Annotated in this window: 16 protein-coding genes; 9 read left to right on the top strand and 7 right to left on the bottom strand. The window is 57.1% G+C overall.

Annotated features, from left to right (window positions below):
- The first annotated feature begins 113 nt into the window (after nucleotides 1-113).
- The 4 genes from AC2FGE_RS17780 to AC2FGE_RS17765 all read left to right on the top strand — a co-directional run bounded on the left by AC2FGE_RS17780 (nucleotide 114) and on the right by AC2FGE_RS17765 (nucleotide 3,284).
- A complete protein-coding gene (locus AC2FGE_RS17780) occupies nucleotides 114-479 on the top strand; it encodes a MerR family transcriptional regulator (RefSeq protein ID WP_496820606.1) in 366 nt (121 codons plus the stop codon).
- Nucleotides 476-1,186, top strand: a complete 711-nt coding sequence (locus AC2FGE_RS17775) for a transporter substrate-binding domain-containing protein (RefSeq protein ID WP_496820604.1) — start codon at nucleotides 476-478, stop codon at nucleotides 1,184-1,186. The genes AC2FGE_RS17780 and AC2FGE_RS17775 overlap by 4 nt, the downstream gene beginning before the upstream one ends.
- A gap of 215 nt (nucleotides 1,187-1,401) precedes the next feature.
- Nucleotides 1,402-2,406 carry a Hint domain-containing protein gene (locus tag AC2FGE_RS17770; RefSeq protein ID WP_496820603.1) on the top strand — a complete coding sequence of 335 codons (1,005 nt, stop codon included), beginning with the start codon at nucleotides 1,402-1,404 and terminating at the stop codon, nucleotides 2,404-2,406.
- Between the two features lie 188 nt (nucleotides 2,407-2,594).
- Complete coding sequence (locus tag AC2FGE_RS17765) at nucleotides 2,595-3,284, top strand: outer membrane protein (RefSeq protein WP_496820602.1); 690 nt, start codon at nucleotides 2,595-2,597, stop codon at nucleotides 3,282-3,284.
- Nucleotides 3,285-3,451: 167 nt separating this feature from the next.
- Here AC2FGE_RS17765 and AC2FGE_RS17760 read toward each other — a convergent pair whose 3' ends face one another.
- Entirely contained in the window at nucleotides 3,452-4,102 is a 651-nt protein-coding gene (locus tag AC2FGE_RS17760; protein ID WP_496820601.1) for a peroxiredoxin, read from the bottom strand.
- A 212-nt stretch (nucleotides 4,103-4,314) separates the two neighbouring features.
- On the opposite strand from AC2FGE_RS17760, the gene AC2FGE_RS17755 reads away from it, so the two are divergent.
- Nucleotides 4,315-5,754 carry an aldehyde dehydrogenase family protein gene (locus AC2FGE_RS17755; protein ID WP_496820600.1) on the top strand — a complete coding sequence of 480 codons (1,440 nt, stop codon included), beginning with the start codon at nucleotides 4,315-4,317 and terminating at the stop codon, nucleotides 5,752-5,754.
- A 58-nt stretch (nucleotides 5,755-5,812) separates the two neighbouring features.
- Here AC2FGE_RS17755 and AC2FGE_RS17750 read toward each other — a convergent pair whose 3' ends face one another.
- Entirely contained in the window at nucleotides 5,813-6,247 is a 435-nt protein-coding gene (locus AC2FGE_RS17750; protein ID WP_496820599.1) for a glyoxalase superfamily protein, read from the bottom strand.
- 177 nt (nucleotides 6,248-6,424) lie between these two features.
- Entirely contained in the window at nucleotides 6,425-7,267 is an 843-nt protein-coding gene (locus AC2FGE_RS17745) for a bifunctional helix-turn-helix domain-containing protein/methylated-DNA--[protein]-cysteine S-methyltransferase (RefSeq protein WP_496820598.1), read from the bottom strand.
- Between the two features lie 128 nt (nucleotides 7,268-7,395).
- On the opposite strand from AC2FGE_RS17745, the gene nth reads away from it, so the two are divergent.
- On the top strand, nucleotides 7,396-8,040 hold the full coding sequence (nth, locus tag AC2FGE_RS17740; protein WP_496820597.1) for an endonuclease III: 645 nt from the start codon (nucleotides 7,396-7,398) through the stop codon (nucleotides 8,038-8,040).
- Nucleotides 8,037-9,026 carry an adenosine kinase gene (locus tag AC2FGE_RS17735; protein WP_496820595.1) on the top strand — a complete coding sequence of 330 codons (990 nt, stop codon included), beginning with the start codon at nucleotides 8,037-8,039 and terminating at the stop codon, nucleotides 9,024-9,026. Before nth ends, AC2FGE_RS17735 begins: the two co-directional genes overlap by 4 nt.
- 52 nt (nucleotides 9,027-9,078) lie before the next feature.
- On the opposite strand, the gene trhA is transcribed toward AC2FGE_RS17735, so the two are convergent.
- Together trhA and AC2FGE_RS17725 are read right to left on the bottom strand one after the other, a co-directional pair.
- Nucleotides 9,079-9,726, bottom strand: coding sequence for a PAQR family membrane homeostasis protein TrhA (gene trhA / locus AC2FGE_RS17730; RefSeq protein ID WP_496820594.1), 648 nt, complete (start codon nucleotides 9,724-9,726; stop codon nucleotides 9,079-9,081).
- A gap of 90 nt (nucleotides 9,727-9,816) precedes the next feature.
- Nucleotides 9,817-10,302: an RNA pyrophosphohydrolase gene (locus tag AC2FGE_RS17725; RefSeq protein ID WP_496820593.1), complete on the bottom strand. Its 486-nt coding sequence runs from the start codon at nucleotides 10,300-10,302 to the stop codon at nucleotides 9,817-9,819.
- Between the two features lie 136 nt (nucleotides 10,303-10,438).
- On the opposite strand from AC2FGE_RS17725, the gene AC2FGE_RS17720 reads away from it, so the two are divergent.
- Complete coding sequence (locus AC2FGE_RS17720; protein ID WP_496820592.1) at nucleotides 10,439-12,466, top strand: 2,4-dienoyl-CoA reductase FMN-binding domain-containing protein; 2,028 nt, start codon at nucleotides 10,439-10,441, stop codon at nucleotides 12,464-12,466.
- Between the two features lie 6 nt (nucleotides 12,467-12,472).
- Here the strand turns inward: AC2FGE_RS17720 and AC2FGE_RS17715 are convergent, their stop codons facing one another.
- Together AC2FGE_RS17715 and AC2FGE_RS17710 are read right to left on the bottom strand one after the other, a co-directional pair.
- Nucleotides 12,473-13,081, bottom strand: a complete 609-nt coding sequence (locus tag AC2FGE_RS17715) for a LysE family translocator (RefSeq protein ID WP_496820591.1) — start codon at nucleotides 13,079-13,081, stop codon at nucleotides 12,473-12,475.
- A gap of 73 nt (nucleotides 13,082-13,154) precedes the next feature.
- Nucleotides 13,155-13,595 carry a DUF4399 domain-containing protein gene (locus AC2FGE_RS17710; RefSeq protein WP_496820590.1) on the bottom strand — a complete coding sequence of 147 codons (441 nt, stop codon included), beginning with the start codon at nucleotides 13,593-13,595 and terminating at the stop codon, nucleotides 13,155-13,157.
- A 226-nt stretch (nucleotides 13,596-13,821) separates the two neighbouring features.
- On the opposite strand from AC2FGE_RS17710, the gene AC2FGE_RS17705 reads away from it, so the two are divergent.
- Nucleotides 13,822-14,727, top strand: a complete 906-nt coding sequence (locus AC2FGE_RS17705) for a LysR family transcriptional regulator (protein ID WP_496820589.1) — start codon at nucleotides 13,822-13,824, stop codon at nucleotides 14,725-14,727.
- The last annotated feature ends 49 nt before the right edge of the window (nucleotides 14,728-14,776 follow it).

Below are 14,776 nucleotides of genomic sequence, written 5' to 3'. Positions count from 1 at the left end.
GCCCACTTTGCTTGATGCTTGCACGACGCACGAAGGTCAGCTTTCTCCAAAATCGCCATTGACTTAGAGTTACTCTAACTCGGTATCTAGAGGTCAGAGGAACACTTGCAAAGATGAGAATTGCTGAGGCGGCGGAAGCCTGTGGGCTGTCTGCACATACGATAAGATTTTACGAGAAGTCGGGAATGCTGCCGGAGATCGAGCGTGGTCCCGATGGCCAACGTCGGTTCACGCCTCGTTTGATCGAATGGCTGAATCTGCTGTACTGGCTGCGCGAAACCGGCATGCCCTTAAAGCAAATGCGCCGGTTCACGACGCTTGCCAAAGCAGGCGTTGCCGGTATCGAAGAACGTCGCCAGATCCTTTTGGATCATGCGGCAACGCTGAAGGCTAAACGCGCAACGCTCGAAAAATGCGAGAGCATCCTTGCCATCAAGATCGCCAGCTATGGCGAGGACACGTCAGAGGATGACCCATGAAGTTTGCCTACCTTATCGAACCGCCGTTCAATTACATCGATGCGACAGGCCGTGTCACTGGCTGCGATGTGGAACTTGCACGATATGTATTGGCAGAGCTTGGTATTGCAGATTTTGAGCCGGTAGAGACGGAATTTGCTGAACTACTGCCCGGTGTCGGCGATGGCCGATGGCGCATGACGACCGGTCTTTTTGGAACAGATGAGCGCAAGAAGAACGCATTGTTCAGTCGACCGATCTGGGCATTGCCGGACGGGCTCTTGGTGGCAAGCGGGAATCAGAAGGGTTTGAGCGGCTATCAATCCGTCGCCGAAAATTCTGACGTCCGATTAGCTGTAATCCGCGATCAGTTTCAGCATCGCTCGGCGGCTGAATTTGGCGTCAGTGTAGACCGCATCATGATTTTCGAAACGTACACCGAAGCCGCACGAGCTGTTCGCGAAGGTACTGCCGACGCCTATGCGAGCGTTGGTCGAGCGCATAGCGGCTTTATCGAGCAGAACCCGTCATGGGGGCTGGAACTGGTCCTAGTGCCAGATTCAGAAAAGCCTCCCGCGTTCGGATCATTCGCGTTTGGTTTGAGCGACACAGACCTGATCAAAGAAGTCGATGCAGTTCTTTCGCGGTTTCTTGGGACCGATGCTCATCGGGAAATGGTCGCTTCGTTCGGTTTTTCGACTGCCGAAGTTGATATGGTAGCTACCTGACACATCGAAAGCAGACTCTGGCCGTGGGTTGCGCAAAGTCGGTTTCGTCCCGCATCGCTACAATCGACCGTCCACTGAATGGCACGGTATTTCTCGCGCAGCTCCGCCCATGACACGACTGCACCTTGGATTGGTAAATCAATTGTTAACTCGTATTGCGTGTATTTGCTCAAGCTTAAGATTTATTTTGTCGTTTCTAAGGGTGCCTTTCGACCGTGGCCTCAGTTACCGTATTCGAAATCAGCGCGGATCCGTTCAGCAATCGTAGCGTCGACATCACGCAGGCGTATTCAGTTGAGATCATCGACAATGATGCATTTCTCCAAGACCCTGATCCCGACAGTGCGCAGCTTGATCTCGCATCTCTGCCTGGATTTTCAGGCTCATCCCAGAATTTCAGCACGTTTGAAAGCTATACAGGTACCGTCAACGGAGCCCCTGTTCGATTTACCCTGATCCAGTTCAGCAATCCACGCTACATCATTGTCACCTCAGGTCAGGCTGCGCTGGGGGACACGATCTCGGATACGGGCTTTGCCGGAACCGCGCAGCCCGCAGCGTATCAAACCCTGCCTTCCTTCGTATGTTTCACATCCGGCTCGCTGATCCTGACACCCCGCGGCCTGCGCAAGGTTGAAAACCTCCAGCCCGGCGATCCGACCTGTGTTGCCCAAGGTGAAACCCGTATCATCCGCTGGATTGGGCGACGTCGCCTAAGCCGCCGCGATTTGCAGGCCAACCCCCATTTGTGCCCGGTTCGGATCAAGACAAACAGCTTTGGCCCCGGTTGCCCCTGCCGCGATTTGCTGGTCTCTCCACAACACCGGATCGCCGTTGCGTCCCCCGTGATGGAGCTGACGCATTGCGAACCACTTATGCTGGCCCCGGCCAAAGGGATGATCAACCAGAAAACCATCCTTCAAGAGACACCGGAAAACGGTGTTGAGTACATTCACATCCTGTTCGACAAGCATGAGTTGGTGAATGTCGAAGGTGTCTGGTCGGAATCCTTCTTTCCAGGGGACACCACCATTGACGCTCTGACCCCAGCCACACGTCGAGAGTTGTTCGAACTTTTCCCGAGCCTGGTAAAAGGTACGAGGGGTTACGGATCAACTGTTCTCCCTGTGTTGAAACCTTACGAGGTGCGGGCTCTGCAATCTGTCCTGACCACTCCGCAATGGGATGATCATCGCCCCGCCAATGAGAAAGCAGCGTAGCCCGAAACAAAGAGCTTGCCGATTTCGCAACCAACGCGCACGACCCGTGAGAACAGCTTGGAGCAGAGATTTATTCTCTCACAGGCGCATAAATTAGAGTGATCCAATGTGAAGACCCGCTGCCTTTTTATCTCCGCCACCGCACTCATATTGCCGCCAGAAGCCAATCGGAACAAAGGACAACGATTATGGTCATTCGCGGTATCCTGGCATCGGCAACGCTGGCCCTTGTCGCAACTCATGCCTCAGCTCAAAACCTGAGTGAAGGTACATATATACAGGGGTTTCTGGGCTATAGTCAGCTTCAGGACAGTGACTTCTCCGGCACGGTCGGAGGCACAACACAGTCTGTCGATACCGATTTCGATGCAGGATATGGCATTGGTATCGCGATCGGAAAAGAAATTCCGCAATGGTCAAATGACCGGATCGGCACTCGCCTGGAGCTGGAACTGTCCTATCGCGACAATGATGTCGATGGCGTAAACTTCTCGGGCAACGGGCCAGCGCTAGAAGGCAATATCTCGGGCGATATCGCGCAAACCTCTTTGTTTGCCAATGTTCTGTTTGATTTCAAACAGTCCGGTAAGGTTACCCCGTTTGCTGGTTTTGGTCTGGGCGCTACCTATTCTGACATCGACTTTGCCTACGGCCCAGGCGTTGCGCTTGATGACAGTGACACCAATTTTGCTGCGCAGTTGATCGCGGGTGTGGCTTATGAAATCAACTCAGACACTGCCTTCACGGTTGATGCCCGCTATTCACGCGCTTTCGATGTGTCATCGGATCGCTCGACCCCCAATGGCGCGCTGACCGGCACGGTCGAAGATGATCTGGAAACGTTCAGTGTGAATTTCGGGCTGCGCTACAGCTTCTGATCTGCGAAAGCTCCTCGGTCAGACGGCCCCCGTGTCAGTTGCATGGGGGCAGCATGTATCCCCAAAAGTCCGGCCCCACGTGCTTCATCTGGCCATAAATATCCTCGGGGGGAGGCGCGCCAACAGGCGCGGCGGGGGGCAGACAGCCCCCCTGACCCGGTCCCGCCTTACGACGGGGCCTTGGTCTTACGCAGATAGGGAAAAATCGTTTCAAACTCACCAAATTTCGCCTTGGCATCTTCGTTTGAAACACTCGGCGGGATGATCACATCCTCGCCCGGAACCCAGTTCGCAGGTGTCGCAACACCCTTGGACGACATCTGCAACCCGTCCAGCGCCCGCAGGATTTCGGCAAAGTTCCGACCCACGGTCATCGGGTAGGTCATCGACAGTTTCAACTGCTTGTCGGGACCGATGATAAAGACGGACCGCACGGTTGCGCTGTCGGCCGGGGTGCGGCCATCGGGCAGGTAGGCTTCGGCGGGCAGCATGTCAAAGGCTTTGGACACAGCCAAACCATCATCCGCAATGATCGGAAAGCCGGGATTGGCCTTACCGTATTCCTCGATGTCCTTCTTCCACTTCTTGTGGTCCTCAACCCCATCGACTGAAACGCCAATCACCTTGGTGTTGCGTGCAGCCCATTCGTCGTTCAATTGAGCAACAGCTGAGAACTCGGTCGTGCAAACCGGGGTAAAGTCCTTGGGATGCGAAAACAGGATCGCCCAGCTGTCACCAATCCAATCGTGAAACTGAATGGTGCCTTGATCTGTTTCTGCGGTAAAATTCGGGACCGTGTCGTTGATGCGCAAACCCATGGGGCATCTCCTTCTTTGGTTGCTGACCGAGTCGATTGCTGTGAACCTAACCACTTTGTGCCAGAGTTAAACCTTTCGCAAATCCGGCTTTGTTTTTTTCTGAAAACACATCCGTAAGAAATTTGATCAAATTCCCCTCTTGTCGCGCGCCAGGGTCAATGACAGTGTGTGCGCAACCCCAGTTTCGGACATCACGACCAGGAGAATTCGCCATGATCGAAAAGCGTAATTTCTATATCAATGGTCAATGGACCACCCCGTCCCAGGCCCATGATTTTGAGGTGATCAACCCATCAACCGAAGACCCTTGTGCAGTGATTTCACTGGGGTCAGAGGCAGACACAGATGCCGCCGTGGCAGCAGCCAAATCCGCGCTGCCCGGCTGGATGGCCACGCCGGTTGAACAGCGCATCGCGCTGGTCGAAAAACTGATCGAGATTTACCAGACCCGCAGCGAAGATCTGGCCCAAGCCATGTCACTTGAGATGGGCGCGCCCATCGATATGGCCCGCACGCAGCAGGCTGGCGCCGGAACATGGCATCTGCAAAACTTCATCAAAGCCGCCAAGGCGTTTTCGTTTGAACGGCCCTTGGGTGATCACGCACCAAATGACCGCATCATCTATGAAGCGGTTGGCGTCGCCGCCCTGATCACCCCCTGGAACTGGCCGATGAACCAGATCACGCTCAAGGTGGGTGCGGCTGCAATTGCGGGATGCACCATGGTTTTGAAACCATCGGAACAAAGCCCGCTGAACGCGATGATCTTTGCCGAGATGATGGATGAAGCAGGTTTCCCGCCCGGCGTGTTCAACCTTGTGAACGGCGACGGGGTCGGGGTTGGTTCGCAACTGTCGGCACATCCGGACGTGGATATGGTCAGCTTTACAGGTTCCACTCGCGCCGGGACGGCCATTTCCAAGAATGCAGCGGATACCCTGAAGAAGGTGCATCTGGAACTTGGCGGCAAGGGCGCCAATGTGGTCTTCGCCGATGCGGATGAGAAAGCCGTCAAGCGCGGTGTGCTGCATATGATGAACAACACGGGCCAAAGCTGTAACGCCCCCAGTCGGATGCTGGTGCAGCGCCCGATCTATGATCAGGCCGTTGAAACCGCGGCCGAAGTGGCCAATTCCGTTTCAGTCGCCAGCGCAGCGGAGGAAGGCCGTCATATCGGACCCGTGGTGAACGAACTTCAGTGGACCAAGATTCAGGACCTGATCCAAAAAGGCATCGATGAAGGTGCCCGCCTTGTCGCCGGTGGTACCGGGCGACCCGACGGGCTGAACAAGGGCTACTATGTCCGCCCCACGGTCTTTGCCGACGCCAATAACCAGATGACCATCGCGCGCGAGGAAATCTTTGGCCCGGTTCTGACCATGATCCCTTTTGATACTGAAGAAGAGGCCATCGAGATCGCCAATGACACGCCCTATGGTCTGACCAACTATGTCCAGACGCAGGACGTTGCACGCGCCAACCGCATGGCGCGGGTGTTGCGGTCGGGCATGGTTGAGATGAACGGCAAATCGCGCAGCGCAGGCTCTCCGTTCGGGGGTATGAAGCAATCCGGAAACGGGCGCGAAGGCGGCATCTGGGGTTTGGAAGATTTCCTGGAAGTCAAAGCTGTTGGCGGCTGGGCTGCCGAGTAACTCAGCGCGTATCTAGCTATGAAAAGGCGAGGCGCATCCTTTGCCTCGCCGCGTTTTTTCAGGCCGGTTGAACCACAAGCTGAGGCTCGCCATCCGAGGTGCACCGGGTGGATCGGCCATCCCAACCGATCACGCCTGTAACGAGCTGCCGGATCGCCGAAAAACTGTCGAACCGCACCACATCCACGGGCGTGTCAAAATGCAGGGTCAAACGGCGTTTCGCGCCATCACCCAGAACGGTCAATCCGCGAATTACGGCCGTGAAGGGCTGGCCCAGATATCGGCCCTGTACCCGGTCACCCACGCTGAGATGCATCCGGTTTCCCGCGATTGCCGTCAGCGTGTTCCAATCCCGTACACCGTGCTGCCGGGCCAGAAGCTCCAGCGCCGCGCTGTGCGAAACAACTACCCCGGTGGTTTTCAAAGCCTCCCGCAGGCGTTTCGCTTGTGATTTTAGCTCCACCACCGGAGCGATTGAGTCAGATCGTGTCATCATGTGCCTCGTTTTCTGCAACGGGCGCGAAGTCAGAACGGGGTTCGCATTTCCATCCACGCGCCAGAAAAGGGCAACAGATGTTCATTCAACCGGGTTTCACCAAAGCCAAAGGCTGCGAACGGCAGGAGACCCGAACCTGCCGCGCCTTTTGGCGATATCTGTATGGCTTGTCAATCAGGCGTCTGCTTGCGCCGCCTCGTAGGCCAGCATCGCCCGCTTGACCGGCAGACCCCAGTGATACCCACCAAGGCCACCCGATTTGCGCAGCGCACGGTGGCATGGGATCAGCCAACTGACGGGATTACGGCCAACGGCGGTACCTACCGCGCGAACAGCCTGAGGGGACCCCACGCGCTGCGCGATCTCGGAATAGGTGGTGACCTGACCCGAGGGGATATGCATCAGCGCTTCCCACACTTTGATCTGCAAGGGTGAACCGATCAGGTGCAAAGGCGTCTCGGACCGGTCAGACCCAAATGAGGCTTCGACCCATGGGCGCAACTTTTCTGTGTCCTCGACATAACTGGCCTTGGGCCAGCGCGCGGTCATATCCTTCATCGCGGCCTCTTCACCTGTTTCAGCTCCGAAGGCCATACCACAGATGCCTTTGTCCGTACCCATAACAAGGGCCGGACCAAAGGGGCATTCGAACCAGCCCCAATAGATCGTCAGATCCGCACCTTTGCGCGCATATTCACCGGGGCTCATCGATTCCCATTTCAGGAACAGATCATGCAGGCGCCCACTGCCGGACAGGCCGACATTATGTGCGGTTTCGAGCGTCGTAAACCGTTCACGCAGCAACGCCTTGGCATGGCCCAGCGTCAGATATTGCTGATAGCGCTTCGGCGATACCCCGGTCCAGCGCGAGAACAGGCGCTGGAAGTGGGCCGGGCTCATATCCATCTGACGGGCCAAATCTTCAAGACTCAACAACTCACCACCCTGATCAATCAGGTCAATAGCGCGGCGCATAACGTTGTAATGGTATCCGGTCTCGGGGGTCTGGACGTTCATGGCGGTCACCTCATTCGTTGTGCTGACCATATCGCGCGCGCCCGTTGCGTGCGACCCGGAACATGCGCAATGACCGCGCAAAACCTTTTGGCTTGTCTAGTCCAGACCAAGGCGGCATTAAGGCCCGGATGGCCAAGCAACTCGATTATCATACGATCCGAGAGATCTTTACGCGTTTTCAGGCAGCCGACCCCGAACCCAAGGGTGAGTTGGAGCATGTGAACGTCTATACGCTGGTCGTGGCAGTGGCGCTTTCGGCGCAGGCGACCGATGCGGGCGTCAACAAGGCCACGCGCGAATTGTTCAAGATCGCCGACACCCCGCAAAAGATGCTGGATTTGGGCGAAGAGGGCCTGATCGAACATATCAAGACCATCGGCCTGTTCCGTCAGAAAGCCAAAAATGTCATCAAGCTGAGCCGCATTCTGGTCGATGACTACGACGGTGAGGTTCCCAATTCCCGCGCCGCACTGCAATCGCTGCCCGGTGTGGGGCGCAAGACAGCCAATGTGGTTCTGAACATGTGGTGGCGGCAACCCGCACAAGCGGTGGACACCCACATCTTTCGCGTCGGCAACCGAACCGGCATCTGCCCCGGCAAAGATGTCGACGCGGTCGAACGCGCCGTCGAAGACAACATTCCAGCTGACTTTCAACTCCACGCGCATCACTGGCTGATCTTGCACGGTCGCTATCACTGTAAAGCGCGCAAACCCATGTGCGGAACCTGTATCATCCGCGATCTCTGCGAATTTGAGGACAAGAACCTATGAAGACCTACCAACTGACCGGCATCGGAAATGCCGTTGTGGACGTCATTTCCCAAGCCGATGACAGTTTCCTGGAACTGATGGGCATCGAAAAAGGCATCATGCAACTGATCGAGCAGGAGCGCGGCGAAGTGCTCTATGCCTCGATGGAGGGTCGGGTGCAGACGCCGGGCGGCTCGGTCGCGAACACCATTGCGGGCGCGGGTGCCCTGGGTCTTGATGCCGCCTTTATTGGCCGCGTGCATGATGACGCACTGGGTCGCTTTTATGCCGATGCGATGAACGAAGACGGCGTGGATTTCGTCAACCCGCCTGTGCCGGGTGGCGAGCTGCCGACCTCACGCTCAATGATCTTCGTCTCGCCCGATGGCGAGCGGTCGATGAACACCTATCTGGGGATTTCCTCGGAACTGTCGTCTCAGGACGTGTCGGACGAGGTCGCGGGCAACAGTCAGATCATGTTCCTTGAGGGGTATCTGTTCGACAAGGAAAAAGGCAAGGCGGCATTTCTTGAAGCCGCACGTGCCTGCCACAAAGGTGGCGGCAAAGCAGGGATCGCAATCTCTGACCCGTTCTGCGTGGAACGTCATCGGGTCGATTTCCTGCTGCTGATCGAGAATGAGCTAGACTTCGTGATAGGCAATGAGGCCGAGATCAAATCCCTGTTCGAAACCGACGATCTGGAGGAGGCGCTGGCCAAAACAGCCGGTATTTGCCCGCTGGTCGTGTGTACACGGTCGGGCGACGGCGTGACCGTGCTGCATAATGGTCAGCGCGTGAATGTGCCCGTCGAAAAGGTGGTTCCGGTGGATGCAACCGGTGCAGGCGATCAGTTCGCCGCCGGGTTTCTGTTTGGCATGGCCACGGGCCGGGATTTTGAGACATGTGCCAAGATCGGCAATGTCTGCGCCCGCGAAGTGATCAGCCATATCGGCCCGCGCCCCGAGGCAAACATGGTTGAACTGCTGAAAGGCGAAGGGCTGCTTTAGCCGGGTCTTCTGGTTGAATTCAGAAAGGCCGGGGTGCACGCTCCGGCCTTTTTCATTTGTCCGAGAACAGCGCGAGCCAAATTCCGGCGAACATGAATACCCCGCCGAGATTCACACAGACATGCCAGATCGCATAACGAAACGGCATGGTTTTTTGCGCGTAGAAAACCGTTCCGATCACATAACTGGAGGCCCCGGCGACGATGCACCACAGGGTCGCCATCGGTACGGTCGTCATATCGGGCATCGCGCTTAACCCGATGGCCCCAAGCCCCAGATAAGAGGCGGTCGACCATTTGGATTTGATGGTTTCGTTGGCGATCTTGTTCCAGACAGCCACGATGGTCAGACCCCAGCAGACCCAAAGCAAGGTCATGGTCCACGTCGTGCCCGCCTGAACGAAGAAGGGCGTAAACGTTCCGCAGATACTGGGGTAGATTGCTGCATGATCGATCCGGCGCAACACCATGCGACGATCATGCCAGGGGGCGAAGTGATAGGCCCAGGACGCCAGGTTCGAGACCAACGCGCACAGAACATAGACCACAACCGCAAGAAACAAAGCCGTCTCAAGTCGGGCATAGGCATTGATCAAAAGAACGCTGCCTGCTGACAGGATCAGCAGCAACCCGACCGCATGAACGGCCATGTCTGCACTACGGTGTGCCTGAGAGGTGCTTGGATAGGTCGTATACGTCATGAGAAATCCGGAAATGTCATCTCGGCGCTAACCACCAGCCTGGGAAATGTCCAATCTTCCCCGACGTTAGACGCCGCGCAAACGGTGCCTTCAGGACAGATGCGCTTTGAACGCGCTCAGAACCTGTTCGTAAACATCACGTTTGAATGGCACGATCTCGTTCACCAGTTGGTTCGGCTCTTGCCATTTCCACTGGGTGAATTCGGGATGATCCGTGGCGATATTGATCTGATCGTCAGTCCCCTTGAAATGCAGCAGGAACCACTTCTGCTCTTGCCCGCGATAGCGGCCTTTCCAGATGTTCGGAACGATGTCATGCGGCAGATCATATGGCAGCCAGCCGTCGGTTTCGGCGATGATCTCGACCAGATCAGCGGTCACCCCGGTTTCTTCCCAAAGCTCTCGCAAGGCCGCATCGCGCGGGTCTTCGCCCTTGTCCACCCCACCCTGCGGCATCTGCCATGCGTCTTGTGGGCCGTCGTTTCGCATACCCACAAAGATCTTGCCCTCGGCATTCATCAGCATCAGCCCGACGCAGGGGCGATAGGGCAGTTTGGCAATCTCTTCAGGGGTCATATGCGGCCTCGTCACTTGTGAGGCCAACCTCTAACAAGGGTGAAAGCGCACGCAAAGGGGGTGACGTTAGGTTTTGCGTGACAAAGGTGACGTGCAGGTCAATTTAGACCACAACTTCGGGAGGGAGAGTTTCGCCATGACTGCGTACCCAAACATGCTGGCCCCGCTGGATCTGGGCTTTACCACGCTGAAGAACCGCGTGCTGATGGGCTCGATGCATACCGGACTGGAAGAAACCGGTGACTGGAATCGGGTGGCCGAGTTCTATGCCGCCCGCGCGCGTGGTGGCGTGGCGCTGATGGTCACGGGCGGCATCGGGCCGAACCTCGAAGGCTCGGTCCTGCCCGGAGCCGCGATGATGACCAGCGACAAGGATGTGGCCAACCATTCCATCGCCACCGACCGGGTGCATCAGGCGGGCGGCAAGATCGCCATGCAGATCCTGCATGCGGGCCGCTATGCCTATGGGCCGAAATGCGTGGCGCCCAGCCCGATCAAGTCTCCGATCTCACCCTTTCCGCCGACCGAGCTGGACGAAGACGGCATCGAGAAGCAGATAGGCGACATCGTCAACGCCGCCGTGCTGGCGCAAAAGGCGGGCTATGACGGGGTCGAGATCATGGGGTCCGAGGGGTATTTCCTGAACCAGTTTCTGGTGACGCACACCAATAAGCGCGAGGATCGCTGGGGCGGGTCCTATGAAAACCGCATGCGCCTGCCGATTGAGGTGGTGCGCCGAACGCGCGAAGCTGTAGGCACGGATTTCATCATCATCTATCGCTTGTCGATGATCGACCTGGTGCCCAATGGCTCGACTCATGACGAGGTCGTGCAACTGGCGCAAGAGATCGAAAAGGCTGGGGCCACAATCATCAACACCGGCATCGGCTGGCATGAGGCGCGCATTCCAACCATTGCAACCAGCGTTCCACGTGCGGCTTTTGCTTGGGTGACCAAGAAACTGATGGGCAAGGTAACGATCCCGGTCATTACCTCGAACCGGATCAACACGCCCGAAGTGGCCGAAGAGGTGCTGGCCACCGGCTGTGCCGACATGGTGTCGCTGGCCCGGCCAATGCTGGCGGATGCGGATTTTGTGAACAAGGCTATCGCGGGGCAGTCGGCGCAAATCGCGCCCTGCATTGCCTGCAATCAGGCCTGTCTGGATCACACATTCAGCGGCAAGCTGACCTCGTGTCTGGTCAACCCGCGCGCATGCCACGAAACCGAATTGGTGATCGAGAAAGCCGACGCACCGAAATCCGTAGCCATCGTAGGCGCGGGCCCCGCAGGCCTGTCCACTGCGATGACTGCGGCCCAGCGCGGCCACAGCGTCACCCTGTTCGACCGCGCGCCCGAGGTCGGCGGGCAACTAAACATGGCCAAGCAGGTTCCGGGGAAAGAGGAGTTCTGGGGCCTTGTCGATTGGTACCGCACCATGATGGACGATCTGGACGTAAACGTGGAACTGAACCGCGAGGTCGGTGTGGATGACCTGATCGGCTTTGATGAGGTGGTCATCGCCACCGGCGTCATCCCCCGTGATCCGGAAATCCCCGGTCAGGATCGGGACAACGTGCTCAGCTATATCGACGTTCTACGCAACAAGGCTGATGTCGGGAGATCAGCGGCTGTGATCGGCGCGGGAGGCATCGGGTTTGACGTCTCTGAATTCCTTCTGGAAGACGGGCACAGCGCCACCACCGATCTGCCGCTATGGATGAAGGAATGGGGCGTGACGGACCCTGCCGAACACCGCTCGGGCCTTGCACCCGAAGGGCCGCAGCCCGAAGCGCCTGCGCGTCAGATCACCCTGCTTCAGCGCAAGAAACAGGCACATGGCAAAGGCTTGGGTAAAACAACCGGCTGGATTCACCGCGCGACGCTGAAGATGAAGGACGTCAATTTTGTTGGCGGCGTGAATTACGAGCGGATCGACGAAGATGGCCTGCACGTCAGCTTTGGCGAAGAGCGCGCCGATCCTACGGTGATTGCGGCGGACACGATTGTCCTGTGCGCAGGTCAGGTCTCGGACCGCAGCCTCGCCGATGCACTGATTGATCGCGGGATCACCCCGCATGTGATCGGCGGCGCCGATGTGGCGGCCGAACTGGATGCCAAACGGGCGATCAACCAGGGGACAAGGTTGGCGGCAGCGCTTTAGGCGCTGTCAGTCAGATAGGGCCAGCTTGACCCCAAGCGCACCAAAGGTTGTGGCAAAGCAGCGTTTGATCCACGCCATGACCGATGGTCGGTGGACTATATAGTCACGCGCAAACGCAGCGCATGCGCCATACACAACAAAGACAATAAACGTCATCACCATAAAGATGGCGGCAAGCTGAATCAGTGCCACACCCGCATGGGCTGTGTCAGTTGGTAGGAACTGAGGCAGGAAAGCTAGAAAGAACAGCGAAAGCTTAGGATTCAACACATTGATCAAAGTGCCGGTCACGGCAATCTTAAGGTAGCTCCGGGCAGACTTATCGGCATTCACTTCCATCGCACCGCCATCGCGGAGAATTCCCCAGGCCATATAGAACAGGTACAACACGCCAAGGTATTTGAGCACCTGAAAGGCCAAAGCGCTTGTATGCAAGAGTGCCGCCAGACCAACGATGCTTGCCAAAGCCGCTGGAAGGATACCAACAGTACACCCAACCGCTGCCGCGACGCTGGCGCGGAACCCACGCCCGAGGCCAATCGCCAACGTGTAGATCACACCCGTACCCGGCAATAGCACAACGATCAAAGACGTGAATAGAAACTCAAGCGACATGGTCCCCTCCGACTTGTCCGCGCAGAGTTCATCACTTCTGATAGGATGTAAACAGCGACCGCAATCGCGCCGCTTATTCGACGGTAATCGTGATCACCTCGGACATCACAGGTGGATTATGCGGCACGTGGCCCGCATCCCCCAGCACCAGCTGAAGCGTATGTTGTCCGGCAGGCAGGCCCAGTGTCACCTCCGTCTGGCCGCCGCCAAAATGCATGTGGTTGTCATCGGCGGGCAGGCCATAGGCCAACTCATCCTCTCCGTCTTCGCCCTCACCAATCGGTGGGCGGTTGATCAGCAGGTGGTGATGACCCGTATTCTCAGCCTCGGTTCCCGCAGGCGCAACACCCATTCCGCTGAGGCCAAAGACGACAGTGACCGGAGATTGAACGATGTCGCCATCGGCAAGATTCACAAAATAGACCTTGGCATCGGGATTCGAAGGGGTCTCGCCCCCAGCCCAGGCAAAACTTGCGCTCAGACAGAACGCGGCGATGGTTAGAAACGATTTCATAGACTCCTCCCAGGTCACAAAATTGCCATTCTAACCATAGCACAAACGCGAAATTATGTAGAATTCGGTGCTTATCGTCGATGCTGACGGACCGGAAACCACTGTTTCCGCGTTTCTGAACTGCAAACGATCCGATTCAAAACCCTGATATTATCCCATGTCTGCCCCGTTTCCGCCCAGATTCGGAACCAATATCACCTTCGAAAGCAAGACCTGGGGAACGAGTATGGATCGACTGACCGAAATGGAAGCCTTCGCTAACGTGGTGGACCAAGGTGGCTTCACCGATGCGGCCAAGAAGATGGGTATCTCCAAATCGGCAGTGTCCAAACACGTGTCGAGCCTTGAGGCGCGGCTGGGTGCACGGCTGTTGAACCGCACCACGCGTCGGGTTTCACCAACCGAGATCGGGCTGGCCTATTATGACCGCGCGCGCCGCGTTCTGAATGATGCGGGCGAGGCGGATGCGCTGGTCACTTCGATGCAATCGGCACCATCGGGCCTGCTGCGCATCAGCGTTGCAACCGATTTTGGCGTCAATCACCTGTCGCCAGTCCTGTCCGAGTTTCTGTCAGCCTATCCCGACATCACCGTGAACATGGTTTTGAATAACCGGTATGTTGAGCTGATATCCGAAGGCTTTGACGTGGCCGTTCGCATTGGAGAGCTGGAAGACAGCACCCTGCGCGCCCGTAAGCTGACGGAAACCGTCAAACGCATGGTTGCGGCGCCCAGCTACATCGAAAAGTTCGGACGCCCGCAAAAGATCGACGATCTGAACGAACACAAACTGCTGCATTATTCCAGCCAGTCCTCGGGCAGTGTGTGGAAACTGACCGCACCTTCGGGTGAAAAACGGCAGGTCCGCACCGCCGGCTGGCTGAGTGTGAATGACGGGCAGTCTCTTTTGAATGCCGCAATTTCGGGCTTGGGCATCGCCCACCTGCCTAGCTACCTTTATGCGGAAGCATTGAAATCCGGCCTTGTGCTGGATGCTATGCCATCGCTACCGGATGAGGTGCAGGGAGTATATGCGGTCTATCCTCCCGGCCGCTTTACCCAGCCGAAAGTGCGCGCATTCATCGATTTTCTGGTCGAGTCCTTCAACGAGAAGGGTCCGATGGATTGGTAAGTCTCTCCCTGTGAACTGGAACGGCCCGTGCAGAAATGTGCGGGTCTTT

It is taken from the genome of Ruegeria sp. YTSA075, assembly GCF_059610245.1.
This window is presented reverse-complemented; position numbering and strand designations above follow the sequence as displayed.

What these genes read in the sequence shown, in the direction of transcription:
- AC2FGE_RS17780 (WP_496820606.1), top strand. Translation starts at nt 114, where the DNA reads ATGAGAATTGCTGAGGCGGCGGAAGCCTGTGGGCTGTCTGCACATACG.
- AC2FGE_RS17775 (WP_496820604.1), top strand. Translation starts at nt 476, where the DNA reads ATGAAGTTTGCCTACCTTATCGAACCGCCGTTCAATTACATCGATGCG.
- AC2FGE_RS17765 (WP_496820602.1), top strand. Translation starts at nt 2,595, where the DNA reads ATGGTCATTCGCGGTATCCTGGCATCGGCAACGCTGGCCCTTGTCGCA.
- AC2FGE_RS17760 (WP_496820601.1), bottom strand. Translation starts at nt 4,102, where the DNA reads ATGGGTTTGCGCATCAACGACACGGTCCCGAATTTTACCGCAGAAACA.
- AC2FGE_RS17755 (WP_496820600.1), top strand. Translation starts at nt 4,315, where the DNA reads ATGATCGAAAAGCGTAATTTCTATATCAATGGTCAATGGACCACCCCG.
- AC2FGE_RS17750 (WP_496820599.1), bottom strand. Translation starts at nt 6,247, where the DNA reads ATGACACGATCTGACTCAATCGCTCCGGTGGTGGAGCTAAAATCACAA.
- AC2FGE_RS17745 (WP_496820598.1), bottom strand. Translation starts at nt 7,267, where the DNA reads ATGAACGTCCAGACCCCCGAGACCGGATACCATTACAACGTTATGCGC.
- nth (WP_496820597.1), top strand. Translation starts at nt 7,396, where the DNA reads ATGGCCAAGCAACTCGATTATCATACGATCCGAGAGATCTTTACGCGT.
- AC2FGE_RS17735 (WP_496820595.1), top strand. Translation starts at nt 8,037, where the DNA reads ATGAAGACCTACCAACTGACCGGCATCGGAAATGCCGTTGTGGACGTC.
- trhA (WP_496820594.1), bottom strand. Translation starts at nt 9,726, where the DNA reads ATGACGTATACGACCTATCCAAGCACCTCTCAGGCACACCGTAGTGCA.
- AC2FGE_RS17725 (WP_496820593.1), bottom strand. Translation starts at nt 10,302, where the DNA reads ATGACCCCTGAAGAGATTGCCAAACTGCCCTATCGCCCCTGCGTCGGG.
- AC2FGE_RS17720 (WP_496820592.1), top strand. Translation starts at nt 10,439, where the DNA reads ATGACTGCGTACCCAAACATGCTGGCCCCGCTGGATCTGGGCTTTACC.
- AC2FGE_RS17715 (WP_496820591.1), bottom strand. Translation starts at nt 13,081, where the DNA reads ATGTCGCTTGAGTTTCTATTCACGTCTTTGATCGTTGTGCTATTGCCG.
- AC2FGE_RS17710 (WP_496820590.1), bottom strand. Translation starts at nt 13,595, where the DNA reads ATGAAATCGTTTCTAACCATCGCCGCGTTCTGTCTGAGCGCAAGTTTT.
- AC2FGE_RS17705 (WP_496820589.1), top strand. Translation starts at nt 13,822, where the DNA reads ATGGATCGACTGACCGAAATGGAAGCCTTCGCTAACGTGGTGGACCAA.